Source organism: Ruegeria sp. D3, assembly GCF_056534465.1.
The window spans coordinates 171,421-187,045 of the sequence record NZ_JBQFPK010000004.1 but is presented as its reverse complement, the minus strand read 5'-3'; the positions used below and the strand labels follow the sequence as shown (position 1 = coordinate 187,045).

Annotated in this window: 13 protein-coding genes and 1 tRNA gene; 6 read left to right on the top strand and 8 right to left on the bottom strand. The window is 58.5% G+C overall.

The window, feature by feature from the left end; genetic code table 11:
• Positions 1-4 precede the first annotated feature (4 nt).
• From ACR0DX_RS07830 to ACR0DX_RS07815, 4 genes are all read left to right on the top strand, one after another.
• The gene (locus ACR0DX_RS07830; protein ID WP_170352428.1) at positions 5-961 is read left to right on the top strand and encodes an ABC transporter permease; all 957 of its coding nucleotides are present in this window, start codon (positions 5-7) and stop codon (positions 959-961) included.
• Positions 958-1,773 (top strand): ABC transporter permease, encoded by an 816-nt coding sequence (locus ACR0DX_RS07825; protein WP_170352427.1) that lies wholly within the window; start codon positions 958-960, stop codon positions 1,771-1,773. Before ACR0DX_RS07830 ends, ACR0DX_RS07825 begins: the two co-directional genes overlap by 4 nt.
• Positions 1,770-3,407 carry an ABC transporter ATP-binding protein gene (locus ACR0DX_RS07820; protein WP_480845694.1) on the top strand — a complete coding sequence of 546 codons (1,638 nt, stop codon included), beginning with the start codon at positions 1,770-1,772 and terminating at the stop codon, positions 3,405-3,407. Before ACR0DX_RS07825 ends, ACR0DX_RS07820 begins: the two co-directional genes overlap by 4 nt.
• Positions 3,408-3,545: 138 nt before the next feature.
• Positions 3,546-4,382, top strand: a complete 837-nt coding sequence (locus tag ACR0DX_RS07815; protein WP_170352425.1) for an alkaline phosphatase family protein — start codon at positions 3,546-3,548, stop codon at positions 4,380-4,382.
• On the opposite strand, the gene ACR0DX_RS07810 is transcribed toward ACR0DX_RS07815, so the two are convergent.
• The 8 genes from ACR0DX_RS07810 to ACR0DX_RS07775 all read right to left on the bottom strand — a co-directional run bounded on the left by ACR0DX_RS07810 (position 4,383) and on the right by ACR0DX_RS07775 (position 13,289).
• Positions 4,383-5,306 carry an alpha/beta hydrolase gene (locus ACR0DX_RS07810; protein ID WP_170352424.1) on the bottom strand — a complete coding sequence of 308 codons (924 nt, stop codon included), beginning with the start codon at positions 5,304-5,306 and terminating at the stop codon, positions 4,383-4,385.
• Between the two features lie 13 nt (positions 5,307-5,319).
• Positions 5,320-7,209 (bottom strand): acyl-CoA synthetase, encoded by a 1,890-nt coding sequence (locus ACR0DX_RS07805; protein ID WP_170352423.1) that lies wholly within the window; start codon positions 7,207-7,209, stop codon positions 5,320-5,322.
• A gap of 152 nt (positions 7,210-7,361) precedes the next feature.
• Positions 7,362-9,182, bottom strand: coding sequence for an ABC transporter transmembrane domain-containing protein (locus ACR0DX_RS07800; protein ID WP_170352422.1), 1,821 nt, complete (start codon positions 9,180-9,182; stop codon positions 7,362-7,364).
• Between the two features lie 127 nt (positions 9,183-9,309).
• Positions 9,310-9,384 (bottom strand) — tRNA-Gly (locus ACR0DX_RS07795).
• Positions 9,385-9,496: 112 nt separating this feature from the next.
• On the bottom strand, positions 9,497-10,633 hold the full coding sequence (nagA, locus tag ACR0DX_RS07790) for an N-acetylglucosamine-6-phosphate deacetylase (RefSeq protein ID WP_170724346.1): 1,137 nt from the start codon (positions 10,631-10,633) through the stop codon (positions 9,497-9,499).
• Complete coding sequence (locus tag ACR0DX_RS07785) at positions 10,630-11,658, bottom strand: SIS domain-containing protein (protein ID WP_170352420.1); 1,029 nt, start codon at positions 11,656-11,658, stop codon at positions 10,630-10,632. Before ACR0DX_RS07785 ends, nagA begins: the two co-directional genes overlap by 4 nt.
• Before the next feature lie 19 nt (positions 11,659-11,677).
• Entirely contained in the window at positions 11,678-12,427 is a 750-nt protein-coding gene (locus ACR0DX_RS07780) for a GntR family transcriptional regulator (protein WP_170352419.1), read from the bottom strand.
• Complete coding sequence (locus tag ACR0DX_RS07775; RefSeq protein WP_170352418.1) at positions 12,414-13,289, bottom strand: BadF/BadG/BcrA/BcrD ATPase family protein; 876 nt, start codon at positions 13,287-13,289, stop codon at positions 12,414-12,416. Before ACR0DX_RS07775 ends, ACR0DX_RS07780 begins: the two co-directional genes overlap by 14 nt.
• A gap of 168 nt (positions 13,290-13,457) precedes the next feature.
• Between ACR0DX_RS07775 and ACR0DX_RS07770 the strand changes: the two genes are divergently transcribed.
• Both ACR0DX_RS07770 and ACR0DX_RS07765 read left to right on the top strand, forming a co-directional pair.
• Positions 13,458-14,351, top strand: a complete 894-nt coding sequence (locus tag ACR0DX_RS07770; RefSeq protein WP_170352417.1) for an N-acetylmuramic acid 6-phosphate etherase — start codon at positions 13,458-13,460, stop codon at positions 14,349-14,351.
• Positions 14,352-14,368: 17 nt separating this feature from the next.
• On the top strand, positions 14,369-15,622 hold the full coding sequence (locus ACR0DX_RS07765) for an ABC transporter substrate-binding protein (protein ID WP_170352416.1): 1,254 nt from the start codon (positions 14,369-14,371) through the stop codon (positions 15,620-15,622).
• The last annotated feature ends 3 nt before the right edge of the window (positions 15,623-15,625 follow it).

Genomic DNA, 15,625 nt, shown 5'->3' with positions numbered 1-15,625 from the left:
ACGAATGCATCCTATTCTGAAACTGGTTTCCCAGCGCCTGGCGCTGGGACTCCTATTGCTGCTCGGCGCTTCGGCCCTGATTTTTGGCCTGACCGAAGCCCTTCCCGGAGACGCCGCGCAAGCCGTCCTGGGGCAGTCCGCAACCCCTGAAGCTCTGGCTAACCTACGCGAAGAAATGGGTCTGAACCGCCCTGCCCTGACCCGCTATTTCGAATGGCTGGGTGGCATTGTGCAAGGCGATCTGGGCCAGTCCCTGACAAACAAGCTGGACATCGCCGAATCTGTTGGCGGCCGTCTGAACAACACTCTGTTCTTGGCGTTCTGGGCCGCGCTGGTTTCGGTTCCACTGGCCATTTTTCTGGGCCTGCTGGCAGTGCGCTACCGCAACCGGTGGCCGGACAAACTGATTTCGGCTGTCACGCTGACCACAATCTCGATCCCGGAATTCCTGATCGGCTATGTGCTGGTCTATTTCGTTGCCGTAAAACTGGGCATGTTCTCGCCGCTGGCAATGATCAATGACAGCATGTCACTTGGGCAAAAGCTGAACTCGATCGCACTGCCCGTCATGGTGCTGACCATGGTTGTCTTGGCGCATATGATGCGTATGACGCGCGCCGCTATTCTGAACGTGATGCAGTCGGCCTATGTCGAAACGGCTGAACTGAAGGGTCTGACCAACTTTAAAATCATCTACCGCCACGCGCTGCCCAATGCAGTCGCACCTATCGTCAATGTGGTGATGTTGAACCTGGCTTATCTGGTCGTCGGCGTTGTCGTGGTTGAGGTGGTGTTCGTCTATCCCGGCATGGGGCAGTACCTTGTGGACCACGTAACCAAGCGAGATGTGCCCGTGGTTCTGGCCTGCGGCGTGATCTTTGCCGCGATCTATATCGGACTAAACATGGTTGCAGATATCGTTGCCATTCTGGCCAACCCAAGGCTGAGGCATCCGAAATGAAGAACATCCCCATCTCTGCAATGATCGGGCTGGCCTTTACAGCCCTCTATTTTCTGATTGCTCTGCTGGCTCCTGTGCTGGCCCCATACGGTATGGCCGAGGTCGTGGGCGATGTCTGGGAACCGTCAAGTTCGCAGTTCTGGCTTGGGACCGACAATATCGGGCGCGACCTTCTCAGCCGCATGATCTATGGCGGACGCACAACGATCTTTATCGCGACGGCTGCGACGATCCTCAGCTTTGTGACCGGTTCGATCCTTGGATTTTTGGCCGCTGTTCTGGGGGGATGGGCCGATCAGGTCATGTCCCGAACAGTTGACCTGATCATGTCGATCCCGACGCTCATCAGCGCGCTGGTGGTGCTGGCGATGGTGCCAGTGACCATTCCGGTTCTGATCATCGTCATGGGTCTGTTGGATTCCACCCGCGTCTATCGCCTGGCTCGCGCGGTCGCGGTAGATATCGCCGTAATGGACTATGTCGAGGCCGCCAAGCTGCGCGGTGAGGGGCAGTCGTGGATCATCTTCCGCGAAATCCTTCCTAACGCTCTGTCGCCGCTGGTGGCGGAACTGGGCTTGCGTTTCATCTTTGCGGTTCTCTTCGTCTCGACACTGTCGTTCCTGGGGCTGGGCGTTCAGCCGCCACTGGCCGATTGGGGCGGGATCGTGAAAGAAAACAAGGACGGCATCGTCTATGGCATCGGCGCGGCGCTTTACCCCGCTGTGGCTATCGCGACGCTGGCAATCTCGGTCAACCTCGTGGCTGACTGGGTCCTGAACCGAACCACATCGCTGAAAGGAGGCCGGGGATGAGTGATACCCTTCTCAAGGTCCGCGACCTCAAGATCGGCGCGACCGTCTATCCGCCGGGCGAAAAGCCCCATGACATCGAAATCGTGCACGGGGTCAGCTTTGACCTTGAACGCGGCAAGGTGCTGGGGCTGATCGGTGAATCCGGGGCTGGCAAGTCCACCATCGGTCTGGCCTCAATGGCCTATGGTCGGGGCGGAGTTCAGATCACCGGAGGCGAGGTCTGGGTCAACGGGCGTGATATCCTGAAGACGTCCTATGGCGATATCCGCAAGCTGCGCGGGGGTGAGGTGACGTATGTGTCTCAGTCCGCTGCGGCGTCCTTTAACCCCGCCAAAAAGATCATGGATCAGGTGGTCGAGGCTGCGGTTGAACAGAAAAAATTCAGCCGCAAAGAGGCCGAGGCCCGCGCGCGCGAACTGTTCGCCAAGCTGGGTCTGCCCGACCCCGACAATATCGGCGAGCGCTATCCGCACCAGGTCTCGGGCGGTCAGCTACAGCGCTGCATGACGGCGCTGGCGCTATGCCCCGAGCCTGATCTGGTGGTGTTCGACGAACCCACTACGGCACTGGACGTGACCACGCAGATCGACGTTCTGATGGCCATCAAAGAGGCTATTGCAGATACCGGCGTTGCCGCGCTGTATATCACGCACGATCTGGCGGTCGTTGCGCAGGTCAGTGATGACATTATGGTTCTGCGCATGGGCAATACGGTCGAATACGGCACCACCGACCAGATCATCAACAACCCACAGGAAGAGTACACCAAGGCCCTGGTCTCCGTGCGTTCGATCGAACACGAGGAAAAGCAGGCCACACCTGAACCGGTGCTCAGCGTCGACGGCATCACCGCGCGTTACAAGGGGCTGAATTTCGATGTGCTGCACAACGTCAATGTCGAGCTTCATCCAGGGCAGACGCTGGCGGTTGTGGGTGAATCGGGTTCGGGCAAGTCCACGCTGGCGCGGGTGATCACCGGCCTGCTGCCGCCGCGCGATGGTGAGATCACGTTTGCCGGGCGCAAGCTGTCGCCCGACCTCAAGGGACGCACCCGCGAGGATCTGCGTGAATTGCAGATGATCTACCAGATGGCCGATGTTGCGATGAACCCTCGTCAAACCGTGGGCACCATCATCGGACGCCCGCTGGAGTTCTACTTCAACATGCGCGGCGCTGAAAAACGCAAGCGGATCGTGGAACTGCTGGACGAGATCGAGTTGGGCGAGAAGTTCATCGACCGTTATCCGGCGGAGCTGTCGGGCGGGCAGAAACAGCGTGTCTGTATCGCGCGGTCACTGGCGGCAAAGCCCAAGATGATCATCTGCGATGAGGTCACCTCGGCCCTCGACCCCTTGGTTGCGGATGGCATCCTGAAGCTGCTTCTGGACCTGCAAAAGATCGAGGATGTGGCCTATTTGTTCATCACTCACGATCTGGCGACGGTCCGCGCGATCAGCGACAGTATTGCAGTGATGTACCAGGGCCGTGTGGTCCGCTACGGCCCGAAATCGCAGGTTCTAAGCCCGCCGTTCGACGACTATACCGACCTTCTGCTCAGCTCGGTGCCCGAGATGCATCTGGGTTGGCTGGAAGAGGTTGTCGCCCACCGCAAGATGGAGAGCGCCGGGAACTGATCCCACGCAAAACAATCATAAAATCCCGACGCTTGTCACAAACAGGTGTCGGGATTTTGCTATTTGGGGCGGGAACAAGCTGCCCCTGCCCTGCGAATCTCGTAGGGTCGCCGAAAGACCCCATGAAAAGGCCGAACCATGGACCGCAAACTTCTTCTCATCATCCTTGACGGTGTCCCTTGGCGTAATTTCCGCCGCCTGTTCGGCAACCTCGAGGGTTGGGTCGACAGCGGCGAGGCGCGCGTGTGGAAACACCGCGCGGTGCTGCCGTCAATCTCAGCCAGTTGCTACGCTTCGATCCACACAGGTGTCTCACCGCAGGAACATGGCTGCACCGGCAATGGCAATGTCTTCCGCCTCGGTCACAAGGATGTGTTCAGCCAGGTACGCGAGGCCGGGGGCGTCACAGGGGCAGTCACTCATAGTTTTTGGTCGCAGTTCTTCAACCGCCATCCCTTCGACTACGTGCGCGACGTGGAATATGACGAACCCAACAGCAAGACGATCAACCACGGCCGGTTCCACACCATGACGGGCTACGGCAAAGCCAATCAGATGACGCCCTGCGATGTGGATCTGTTTGCCCAGCTCACCAACATGTGCCTTCGGTTCGGGCTGGATTACGGAATCCTGCACACTTGCACTCTGGACAGCATGGGGCACCGTTTTTTCCACGAAAGCGAAGAGATGGACCACGCTTGTTTTGTCATGGACGAAATGCTGGCCCCATTTATTCCCCGCTGGCGCCAGTTGGGGTACGAGGTTATCGTCACCGCCGACCACGGTCAGGACGACCGCGGCCACCACGGAGGGCGCAGTCCACTGCAACAGGAAACGGCGCTGTATTACTTCGGCGACGCGGAAGGCCCCGAGGCGGATACGGTCATAGACCAGCTTCAGTTGGCACCAACGATCCTGACGAGGATAGGCGCACCGGTGGCCGAGACCATGAAGGCGCAACCCTTTCTGAAGTGATCAGTCATAGGGCCAGATTTGCTGGCCCAGCGCTTCAATCGCGATCGAAATCCGCTCAAAACTATCTGCGGCACGTTTGACCGAGCTTCGTGCCCGCAGATAGCCATGCACCAGTCCCGCTTCGTTGATGCAATGTGCCTTCCCTCCGGCCTTTTTGATCCGTGCGCAATAGTCTGGCCCGTCATCCCGCAGCGGATCGCAATCCGCCGTCACAATCACTGTGGGCGGCAGCCCGGCGAAATCCGTATCCTGCAAAGGCGCGTAGGTCGGGTCACTTTGCGGAGGTGTGCCACCGCAACGCACCTTTTCGTAAAAGACTATGTCTTCTAACGTTAAAAGCGGCGCATGGGCATGTTCGATATATGACCCTTCGGAGCGGTCCCCGCCCAATCCCGGATAAATCAGAACCTGCCCCAGAATCCCATCCAGCCGACCCCTCGCGTGATGAGATACAGCGGCGACCAGATTGCCTCCGGCGCTGTCTCCGGCCAGAACAAGCGGGTCACCGAATTCACTCGCGGCCCATTGCACTGCGGTCCACGCATCCTGAAACTGCGCTGGATGCACATGTTCGGGGCAGAGCCGATAATCTACGGCAACAATTCGGTACCCAGTCTGCGCGCAAATTTCGGCGCAGACGTCATCGTGGCTGTCCAGTCCTCCGACAACAAACCCACCGCCGTGCAGATAGACGACCGTCCGCGTCGGATCACCGGCAGTGTAAATGCGAACAGGCACACCCTCGGCGTGCCTGTCTTCTGTTTCAACGCCCGCCGGGCGCGGTTGGCGAAAGTCGCGGCACATGGCGTCATACACGTTGCGCTGATCCGCGATGGACAGATCAACCGCATCATCTGGATAGCTTTCAGCGGTACGTCTTATGAACGCCCAAGTTTCTTCGTCGATCAGGCGTTCATAATCCATGTGTCCTCCGCAATCAGGCAGCCCATTCCCATGGCCGGGTGAATGAGCCCAGCACTTTACTGACATCGTCGTCCGAGGAACCGTTCGCGTCAAGCTGTGCGACCAAACCGCGTTTTTTATCATCAATCACCGAGACAACACGGGCCTCGACACCAGCTTTTTCCAGCGCACCGTTGTAGATACGGGTGATCGCCTGTTTGCGCAGTTCGGGTTTGAACACTTTTCCAACGGCGGTCTTCGGAAGTTCGTCCAAAATGGTCATGTGCTTGGGTTGTGCGGCGCGTTCGTGAACGTGGACGTCGCAGTATTCCATCAGTTCCTGTTCGGTGACCTTGGCCCCATCGACTAGTTCGACAAAGGCGCAAGGCACCTCTCCCGCATAGGCGTCGGGCTGACCGATGGCACCAGCGAATGCGACTGCCTCATGGCCCAGCAGGGCCTCTTCGATCTCAGCCGGGTCGATATTGTGACCTCCGCGAATGATCAGATCTTTGGCGCGGCCCGTAATCCACAGGTATCCGTCCTCGTCAAAGCGGCCCAGATCGCCTGTGCGCAGGTATTCGTCGAAATGATAAAGATCTACGTTCTTGTCGGCTTCGGTATAGGTATTGCCAGCGTAGACACCCGGGTTCGAAATACAGATCTCGCCGATCTCATTGGCAGCAGACTCGACCGGGCCGTCCGGGCTGTCGTTGAGGATTTTTACGTCCGTATAGGGGAACGGAATCCCGATCGAACCGATCTTTTTCTCACCATCCGTCGGGTTACACGACACCAGACAGGTTGCCTCGGTCAGGCCATAACCTTCGATGATCGTGACGCCCGTGGCCTCTTCAAAGCGGCGGAACAGCTCGACCGGCAGCGGGGCCGAGCCCGAGAACGCAGTTTTCACGCTTGAGATATCGGCATCTACAGGGCGCTGCATCTTGGCGGCAATCGCCGTTGGGACAGTGATGATAAATGTCACCTTCCAACGCTCGATCAGCTTCCAGAAATTATCGAACACGCCATCGCCGCGATAGCCTTGCGGCGTCGGGAATACCACATGCGCACCCGACGAAACTGCCGCCATCATGATCACATGTACGGCAAAGACGTGGAACATCGGAAGCGGGCACATAACAACGTCTTCGTCCGAGAACAGCAGCGTGTCGCCCAGCCAGCCGTTATAGATCATGCCCGAGTACTTGTGCTGCGCCACTTTGGGCATACCCGTTGTACCACCGGTGTGGAAATTGCAGGCGACGCGGTCTTCCTTACTGTCTTCGAAAGTCAGAGTGGTCGGCTGTTTGGCAAGCTCTTTACTGAAGCTTTTGTAATCCGCATGCGCCAGATGTTCCTTGTCGCCCATCTTGGGACGCAAAAGAGGCACGATCCATGACTTGGGCGGGGTCAAATAGCGGTTCAGATCAATTTCGAGGATTGTGTTGACCTTGGGCGCATGCCGCACGGCCTCTTCGACCTTTTGGGCCACATCCGTCTTGGGGAAGGATTTCAGCGTGACAACAACCTTGGCACCGGTTTCACGCAGGATGGCTGCAATCTGTTCGGGTTCAAGCAAAGGGTTGATCGGGTTGACGATACCTGCAACCGCGCCACCCATCATGGTGATCAGCGTCTCGTTACAGTTGGGTAGGATATAGGCGACTACGTCCTGTTCCCCGATACCTAACGACCGGAAGAGATTGGCGGCCTGATTGACCTTGCCCAGCAGGTCCGACCATGTCAGCGTCTCGGCCTTGTCTGTGGGACCAGAAAACAACTGAAAGCTGATCGCATTGTTGTTCGGAAACTTGGTCGCGGTTCGCGACAGTAACTGGTGGAATGTGACCGGAACGTCCCGATCCTCCCACGGCATTTCCTGTTCAAGTTCCTTCTTATCGTCGATGCCAACAAACGACATGCGTCTCCTCCCGTTTTATTTCGCACTCTGCGCGCGGCTTTTTCCATCACAGGATGGAAGTAAAACCACGCGGGTTCAAGCAACGGGTTAGAGAGGGCGGGGGTAAAAAACTAAATTACGCTACGGCGAAAATCCGTTTCCCCGACGTCATACTACTCGGCAGCTACACCATCGGTGAACTGCAACCGCGCCAGACGTGCATACAGACCATCCTGCGCCACCAGATCATCATGAGTACCTTGCGCCACAATTTGACCTGCATCCATCACTACGATCCGGTCCGCCTTTTTCACGGTGGCCAGCCGGTGTGCGACGATCAACGTGGTGCGTCCCGCACGCATCTGATCCACAGCACCCTGCACCGCCCGCTCGCTTTCCGCATCCAGCGCCGAGGTCGCCTCGTCCAGCAACAAAACCGGAGCGTCCCTCAAGATCGCGCGCGCGATGGCAATGCGCTGTTTCTGACCACCCGAAAGCATGACGCCCCGTTCGCCTACGAAACTGTCATAGCCTTCCGGCAATGCCGAAATGAAGTCATGCGCGGCCGCGGCGCGGGCGGCAGCCTCGACTTCGGCATCCGTTGCGTCCAATCGGCCAAAGCGGATGTTCTCACGGGCCGAAGCGGCAAAGATCGTGGGGTCTTGGGGGACCAGCGCCATGTGACGTCGAAATTCAGATCGGTCCAAGTCACGCAGGTTGACGCCATCCAGGCTTACCCCACCGGCATCCGGGTCGTAAAAACGTTGAATCATCTGAATGACAGTCGTTTTGCCCGCCCCCGAAGGCCCGACAAAGGCGACCGTTTCGCCCGGGCTGACTGTTAGAGTCATCTGATCCAGCGCGACCACATCCGGCCGCGCAGGATAGCGGAACGTGACGCCGTCGAACCTTATCTCGCCCCGCACGGGCGCGGGAAGGGCCTTGGCTTGCGTGGGGTCGTTCACAGTGTCCTGCGCGTTCAGCAATTCGACCAGACGCTCGGTTGCGCCGGCTGCACGTTGAAGTTCGCTCCAGATCTCTGACAAGGCCGCGACAGAGCCGGCCATGATGATCGAATAGATCACGAATTGGATCAAAACACCTTCGGTCATCACACCGTTGCGGACGTCATTCGCGCCCATCCACAAAACGCCCACGATGCCGGAGAAGACCAGAAAAATCACGATCACAGTCAAAACGGCACGGGTTTGGATACGGCGCAAAGAAACCTCATACGAAGTTTCCGTCATCTCTCCGAACTGGGCGCGGCTTGCCTGTTCGTGGGTAAAGGCCTGAACGGTCTGAACCGCACCCAGCGCTTCGCCTGCGTTTCCGGACGAGGCTGCGATCCAGTCCTGGTTTTCGCGGCTGATCACGCGCAACCGGCGCCCCAACACCAAAATCGGCACTACAACCAGCGGAATCAGCAACAAAACCATCGCGGTCAGCTTGGCCGAAGTCAGCAGCATCAGCACCAAACCGCCAATGAACATCAGCATGTTGCGCAACGCGATCGATACCGAAGAGCCCAGCACAGACTGGATCAACGTCGTGTCAGTGGTGATCCGGCTCAGGACTTCTCCGGTCATGATGCGTTCATAGAATTCGGGGCTCATCCCGATGACGCGGTCGAACACGGCCTTACGAATGTCGGCCACGACGCGCTCACCCAACCGTGTCACCAGTGCATAGCGAATACCTGTTCCGATGGCCAAGACACCGGCGATGCCCAGCGCAGCCAGAAAGTACCAATCCAGCAACTCGCCATCTTCGATACGGAAGTTGTCCACCACGCGGCGCACGGCCAACGGCAGAGTCAATGTCATGCTGGCCGTCAGGATCAATGCCAATGTCGCGCCGATCATCAACAGCTTATAGGGCTTCATAAACGGCCACAACGAGCCCAGAACGCCGATTTTTCTGGAACGCGCGCGCTCTTCGCTGGCGCCGGGCGCGGATTTTGCCGATGGACTGGCTGAGGCGTTTCTTGCCATGACTGGCCCTTACGTGGTGTTCGCGTTTATTTCAGCGCTTCTTGGCGATGACAGCGCGTGGGGTCAAGCTGCCATGGCAAAATCGAACACCAAACGGGCCTTTTGACGCAGAATTTTGGGGCTGACTTGGAGCGGGCGGCGGGAATCGAACCCGCTTCATCAGCTTGGAAGGCTGAGGTAATAGCCAGTATACGACGCCCGCTCAGCGGAGGTCGGTTTAAGCGATGCGTCAGATGGCGTCAAGCGTCCTTCGGTCGCTGTTTTCAAATTCAGCGCCGAAAAATCGCGCAGCCGACAAGTCCTGCCCAAGCAGTTCATTCAGTAGGAAACAACCACGTGCATTTTTCAAGGTTTGCACTGATCCGGATCATCTGATCGCGCTTCATCGACGGCCCATGCGTTTGCCCGATCAACTGGGCGGGATAGGTCGTGGCAGCTGTCAGAGCATCTGGCAAGGGAACACCCACCTGCGTCACCAGCACGCGGATGGCTGTCGTCAAATCCAGGTCGGCCCCAGCCAAAGTGCCATCCTCCAGAGTCAGTCGCCCATCGGTTCGCGTGATCCGACGACCTTCCAATCTGAACTCGGACAAATCAGTGCCTGCAACGGCCATTGCATCGCTAACCAGATAGATCTGGCCCGGGCCGGATTTTGCAGCCCACGCGGCTCGCATCGTTTCGGGATGGACGTGGATGCCGTCCGCAATAAGCCCGGCAGAAAGACCGCCGTTAGCAAGAGCAGAGCCAACCAAACCGGGCTCGCGGTTGCCCAATTGGCTCATGGCATTGAACAAATGGGTGACACAGCGTGCCCCGGCTGCTGCGTAACGTTGACAGGTCGCGAAATCTGCATCCGTGTGCCCAAGCGAGACAAGAATGCCCGCATCACTCAGCGCCCCAACTTGCTGTTCCGAGACCGTTTCAGGTGCCACAGTTACCTTAAGGCAAGGCAAATGCTGCACCGCCTCAAGCAACATGGAAAGGTCGGTATCAGACATGGGGCAAATCAGATCACCGTCATGCGCCCCCTTGCGGGTAACCGACAGATGGGGGCCTTCCAAATGCAATCCCGCGACACCCGGAACGCCCTCTTTCACTGACTGAATGGCCGCTCCGATCGCCGCCCGAGTCTTTTCGCTGGTATCCGTGATCAAAGTCGGCAGCAAAGCCGCGACTCCCAACCGGTGATGGGCCTGCGCGATCCGGCGGATCGTTTCGACCGAAGGGTCATCGTTCAGCATGACACCGTCGCCGCCATTCACCTGCAAGTCCACATAACCCGGACTGACGATATCTCCGTTCAGATCAATGTGATCCCCAACAGCCGCTACCTCTGCGTCAGCTACGATTTCCACACTCTGACCGCCGCTGAATACAAGCGAATGATCACTCAGCAACCGCTTGCCGTCAAAGATTGCACCGTTTCGAAAGATCACTCTGTCTGTTGTCATACCGTCTCGGTCACTTTCTTGAGGTGACGCGGCGCGTCCGGGTCAATGCCGCGCATACTGGCGACGGATTCGACCATAGAGTAAAACGCGGTGATCGTCGTGATCGGATCGGTGATCCAATGATCCGTACGCTCTACTGGCAACTGCTGCGCCCGCGTGACGCGATCCGTGGTGGCGAAGACTATGGCCCCCTTATCGGCCAGCGCGTCAGCGGCCTGCGCCGTGGTGTCCTCCGCGGCATCCCCAGCCGCAAAGACAATGGTTGGGAACCCGTCCTCGACGATTGAGACTGGTCCATGCAGCACCTCGGCAGCTGAATAGCTTTCTGCATGGATCTGACAGGTTTCCTTGATCTTCAACGCCGCTTCGCCCGATATGGCAAAAGATGGCCCCCTGCCCAAAGTAAACAGCGAACGCCCTGTAATCGTGGCCGCCGCTGCAGACCAGTCGCACTGTGCTGCGCGCTCCAACTGGGCGGGAAGCGCCCGTATCGCCCCCAACAGTTCAGCATCGCCCTTGACTTCGGCCAGCAACCACAACCCTGCCACCAGCGAAGTCACAAATGTCTTGGTGGCGGCGACGCTCAACTCGGGGCCGGCGTGCAGCGGCAGCATCGCATCCGCAACGTCTGCCAATCGCGATTCCGAGTTGTTGGTGATCGCCAGCGCAACAGCCCCTGATGACCGCAGCGAGCGCGTCAATCCGACAATATCGGGACTTTGGCCAGATTGAGACACCGACAGGCATACAGCGCCCCGCGCCATCAAGTCGGCCCCATAGATCGAACTAACCGACGGCCCAACCGAGGCCACAGGCAGCCCAAGCAATAGCTCGCTGGCATATTTCAGATAACTACACGCGTGGTCGGATGACCCGCGCGCCACCGTGATCAGGAACCGCGGGTCGGTTTCCCGGACCAGCGCGGCCGCGTTTTGAATACTGGCCGCGCCACTGCCTAGCAGCCGGTCAACCGCGGCAGGGATTTCCAAAATCTCCTGACGCATCTTGGATGTATTGTCGGACATCGGCCTTTGATCCTTCCGATTATAAACGCAGCTCGGCGACGAAGTCATAAGCGTCACCGCGATAGAGAGAGCGGGTCAATTCCGCGACCCGCCCGTTTTTGAGAAATGAGAGACGCTCGATGTTCAACCCTGCCGCCCCTTCCGGCACATCCAGCAACTCAGCCTCGCGCGCAGCAAGATTAAGTGCAGAGATTTTCTGGACCGCCCGAACGGGACGACGCCCCAACCCGTCCAGAACCTCATAGAGCGAGGTAGTCACCTCAATCGGGTTCGGCAGAATGTCCAACGGCAGTGCTGCCTTCTCAAGCGCCAGAGGGCGGCCGTCTGCCTCGCGCAGACGATAGATGCGGGCAATCTGCGCGCCTTCCGGCAAGTTCAGCGCAGCTATCTCTTGAGACGTCGCCGCAAATACGCCCCGCTCCAACCACTTTGACGTGGTCTGCATTCCGCGGCTCGACATGTCTTCGGTAAAAGACGTCAAATGTGTCAGCGATTGTTCGACCCGGGGCACGCGCTCGCGGATGAACGAGCCTGAACCCTGACGTTGTTCGATCACACCTTCCTGCACCAGCTCTTGAATAGCCTTTCGCACCGTGACCCGGGACAGATCAGTGATGTCCACCAATTCCCGCTCTGACGGAAGAGATGAATTCGGTGCAAGCACGCCCGTATCTATCCCTTCCTGAAGGCGGCGGCGCAGCTGAACATATCGTGGGCCGTTCTCGGGGCTCAGCCACGCTTCTGCGCGCAAGAAATCAGCAATGCTCATGAGCGCCCTCCTTTGCCAAGGCCAAGGCCCCGATCAGCGGTTCGCCATGTGCTGGTCTTAGCGCAGCTTGCATGTCTGCGGGCAGATAATCGGCATAATGCGGGCCAATTCCGCCTGTTAAACACAGGGTTAACCCCGCCTTCCACCCAAGGCGTTTCGCCATTCCACCGATGTAATCGGCACCTGCCCGCATGACCTGACGCGCAACCTGATCACCATCGGCGGCAGCGGCTGTGACCTGAGGTGCCAATGCGCCGAACGCCCCCGGCGCGGCCTGTCCCGCAAATTCGACAATTCCAGCAACACCGCCGAACTGGTTAGAAAACTCTTGCGTCAAGCTCGACTTCGCTTGGATCTGATCCACCGTGTGCAGCACTTCGGACAGCGCACGTCGACCGACCCATTGCGCGGATGCTTCGTCGCCTAAGATAGGCCCCCACCCTCCGGCAAGGCGGATGTCACCGTTGATCTGAACAGCCAGAAATGACCCGGTCCCGCAATGCGCGATTAGGCCATCTGAGGAACCCAATGCGCCCCTTACCGCTGCAGGTCGGTCATCCTCGATCCGCGCGTTGGGCATATCCAACGCCACTCGCAGTCGATCGGCGACGCTGTCACCCGTTACGCCGGCCAACCCGATAAAGGCGGGCCAGCGCACCAATTCTGCTACAGAGGTATCCAGCCCCGCTGCTAATTCAGACAAACCGGCAGCGATCTGACGAACCCCGCCCTCGAAATCCGTTGATACATTGGCCGCTCCGGTCTCGACCGAATGAACGACGCCACGGACCTCAGCAGCGACCCTGCATCGGGTTCCACCACCGTCAACGGCCAGAAACGCGGTGTTTTGAGACTCAGTCATGGCAATACCATTATAATACCTTTACTTCACTGGAAAGACCAAAATTCGGGCACAAATCGCAAATTCCTGGTGTTTAGCGCAAAAATATCCAAACATCGCTTGCAATAATAAAGTTATAGACAAGTGGTATTACATAGGTATTGTAAAAGGACTGTAAGGGGGATTCTCTTGACGCTGCCGTCGACTGAACAACTGCACATTGATGCCGCCCAACTTGACCGGAGCGATCTGGCCAACTCGGCCCGCGCCTTGGCCGCTGGTCAAATCGCTGCTGCGCAGGCTGTTGAGCGTGCGGCACCCGCGATCGCGCGAGGAGCTGCGGCAATGGCGGCAACACTCCGCACCAGAGGCGTGCTGCATTACGTCGCCGCCGGGTCATCTGGTTTGATGGCCGCAGCGGATGCGCAGGAACTGGGCGGTACATTCTCGATCCTTCCAAGTCACTTACGCATTCACATGGCAGGCGGCTTACCGACTGGTGTTGAAATGCCCGGCGATACAGAGGACTCGGACGTAGGACTTGCCGAAGCTCTGTCCGACTTAAAGCCTACCGATACCGTCATCGCGGTGTCGGCTAGCGGATCCACGCCCTATACTCTGACAGCGGGTGACATCGCGCGCGCCAAAAAGGCAACCTTGATCGGCATCGCCAATAACGCGGGAAGCCCTCTTCTTCAAACCGCTGACATACCAATTCTGCTCGCCACGCCACCCGAGTTGATCTCGGGCTCGACCCGCATGGGGGCTGGGACGGCGCAGAAGATCGCGCTCAATATGCTGTCTTCGCTCATGGCGCTTGATCTGGGGCATGTGCATGGCGGCATGATGGTGAATTTGCGCGCTGACAATCACAAGCTACGTGCGCGCGCGGCCGGGATCGTGGAACGGATTGCCAAGGTTGACACCGATGCAGCCCAGGCTGCGCTGGCGCAGACGAACGGCGACGTGAAACCCGCCATCCTGATCGCTGCCCTTGGCGTGTCAAAGGGCGACGCGGTGGCGCGGCTTAAAGAAGCCGACGGCATTCTGAGCACCGCACTAAACATGAATAACAACTGCTAACCAACTGGGAGAATGAAATGAAACGCACAAGTCTGAAGCTGGCTCTGCTGGGCTCAACCCTTATGGGTACGGCTGCCATGGCCGAAGATGTCACGCTGACCATCGAAAGCTGGCGCAACGATGACCTGACCCTGTGGCAGGATCAGATCATTCCTGCATTTGAGGCCGCAAACCCCGGCATCAAGGTACAATTCACGCCCTCGGCCCCCGCCGAATACAACGCTGTTTTGAACTCAAAACTGGACGCGGGCTCGGCTGGCGACCTGATCACGTGCCGTCCTTTTGACGCCTCTCTGGCGCTGTACGAAGCCGGGCACCTGACTGATCTGTCGGGCGTCGAGGCGATGGGCAATTTCTCGGATGTCGCCAAATCGGCGTGGCAGACCGATGATGGCGCGGTCAGTTTCTGTGTTCCGATGGCCTCGGTGATTCACGGGTTCATCTACAACAAAGACGCGTTCAACGAGCTTGGCATCGACGTGCCGACCACCGAGGATGAGTTCTTTGCCGCCCTCGACAAGATCAAGGAAGACGGCACCTATATCCCGATGGCGATGGGCACCAACGACCAGTGGGAAGCCGCCACCATGGGCTATAACAACATCGGCCCGAACTATTGGAAAGGTGAGGAAGGCCGTCAGGCGCTGATCAAAGGCGAGCAGAAGCTGACCGATGAGGCCTGGACCGCCCCTTACGCCACGCTGGCCCGCTGGGGTGAGTATCTGGGCGACGGGTATGAGGCGCAGACCTATCCCGACAGCCAGAACATCTTCACGCTGGGCCGTGCGGCAGTTTACCCTGCCGGGTCGTGGGAAATCTCTGGCTTCAACGCGCAGGCTGATTTCGAAATGGGCGCATTCAAGCCGCCGGTCCGCAATGCGGGCGACACCTGCTATATCTCGGATCACACCGATATCGGCATCGGCATGAACGCCGCCACCGAGAATCCCGAGGCGGCCGAAACTTTCCTGGCCTGGGTCGCAAGCCCAGAGTTCGCGGAAATCTTCGGCAACGCGCTGCCCGGCTTCTTCCCGCTGTCCAGCACGCCGGTTGAGCTGCAGGATCCGCTGGCCAAGGAAATCGTCGGCTGGCGTGATGAGTGTGAATCGACCATCCGCTCGACCTATCAAATCCTGTCGCGCGGCACGCCGAACCTTGAGAATGAGACCTGGGGCGCATCCGTTGCGGCTATCAAGGGTGCCAAATCGCCCGAAGAACTGGGCGCCGAACTGCAGGAAGGTCTTGCCTCCTGGTACGCTCCGCATCAGTAAGCT

Excerpts from the sequence above, each read along its gene's own strand:
- ACR0DX_RS07830 (WP_170352428.1), top strand. The coding sequence starts at position 5 with ATGCATCCTATTCTGAAACTGGTTTCCCAGCGCCTGGCGCTGGGACTC.
- ACR0DX_RS07825 (WP_170352427.1), top strand. The coding sequence starts at position 958 with ATGAAGAACATCCCCATCTCTGCAATGATCGGGCTGGCCTTTACAGCC.
- ACR0DX_RS07820 (WP_480845694.1), top strand. The coding sequence starts at position 1,770 with ATGAGTGATACCCTTCTCAAGGTCCGCGACCTCAAGATCGGCGCGACC.
- ACR0DX_RS07815 (WP_170352425.1), top strand. The coding sequence starts at position 3,546 with ATGGACCGCAAACTTCTTCTCATCATCCTTGACGGTGTCCCTTGGCGT.
- ACR0DX_RS07810 (WP_170352424.1), bottom strand. The coding sequence starts at position 5,306 with ATGGATTATGAACGCCTGATCGACGAAGAAACTTGGGCGTTCATAAGA.
- ACR0DX_RS07805 (WP_170352423.1), bottom strand. The coding sequence starts at position 7,209 with ATGTCGTTTGTTGGCATCGACGATAAGAAGGAACTTGAACAGGAAATG.
- ACR0DX_RS07800 (WP_170352422.1), bottom strand. The coding sequence starts at position 9,182 with ATGGCAAGAAACGCCTCAGCCAGTCCATCGGCAAAATCCGCGCCCGGC.
- nagA (WP_170724346.1), bottom strand. The coding sequence starts at position 10,633 with ATGACAACAGACAGAGTGATCTTTCGAAACGGTGCAATCTTTGACGGC.
- ACR0DX_RS07785 (WP_170352420.1), bottom strand. The coding sequence starts at position 11,658 with ATGTCCGACAATACATCCAAGATGCGTCAGGAGATTTTGGAAATCCCT.
- ACR0DX_RS07780 (WP_170352419.1), bottom strand. The coding sequence starts at position 12,427 with ATGAGCATTGCTGATTTCTTGCGCGCAGAAGCGTGGCTGAGCCCCGAG.
- ACR0DX_RS07775 (WP_170352418.1), bottom strand. The coding sequence starts at position 13,289 with ATGACTGAGTCTCAAAACACCGCGTTTCTGGCCGTTGACGGTGGTGGA.
- ACR0DX_RS07765 (WP_170352416.1), top strand. The coding sequence starts at position 14,369 with ATGAAACGCACAAGTCTGAAGCTGGCTCTGCTGGGCTCAACCCTTATG.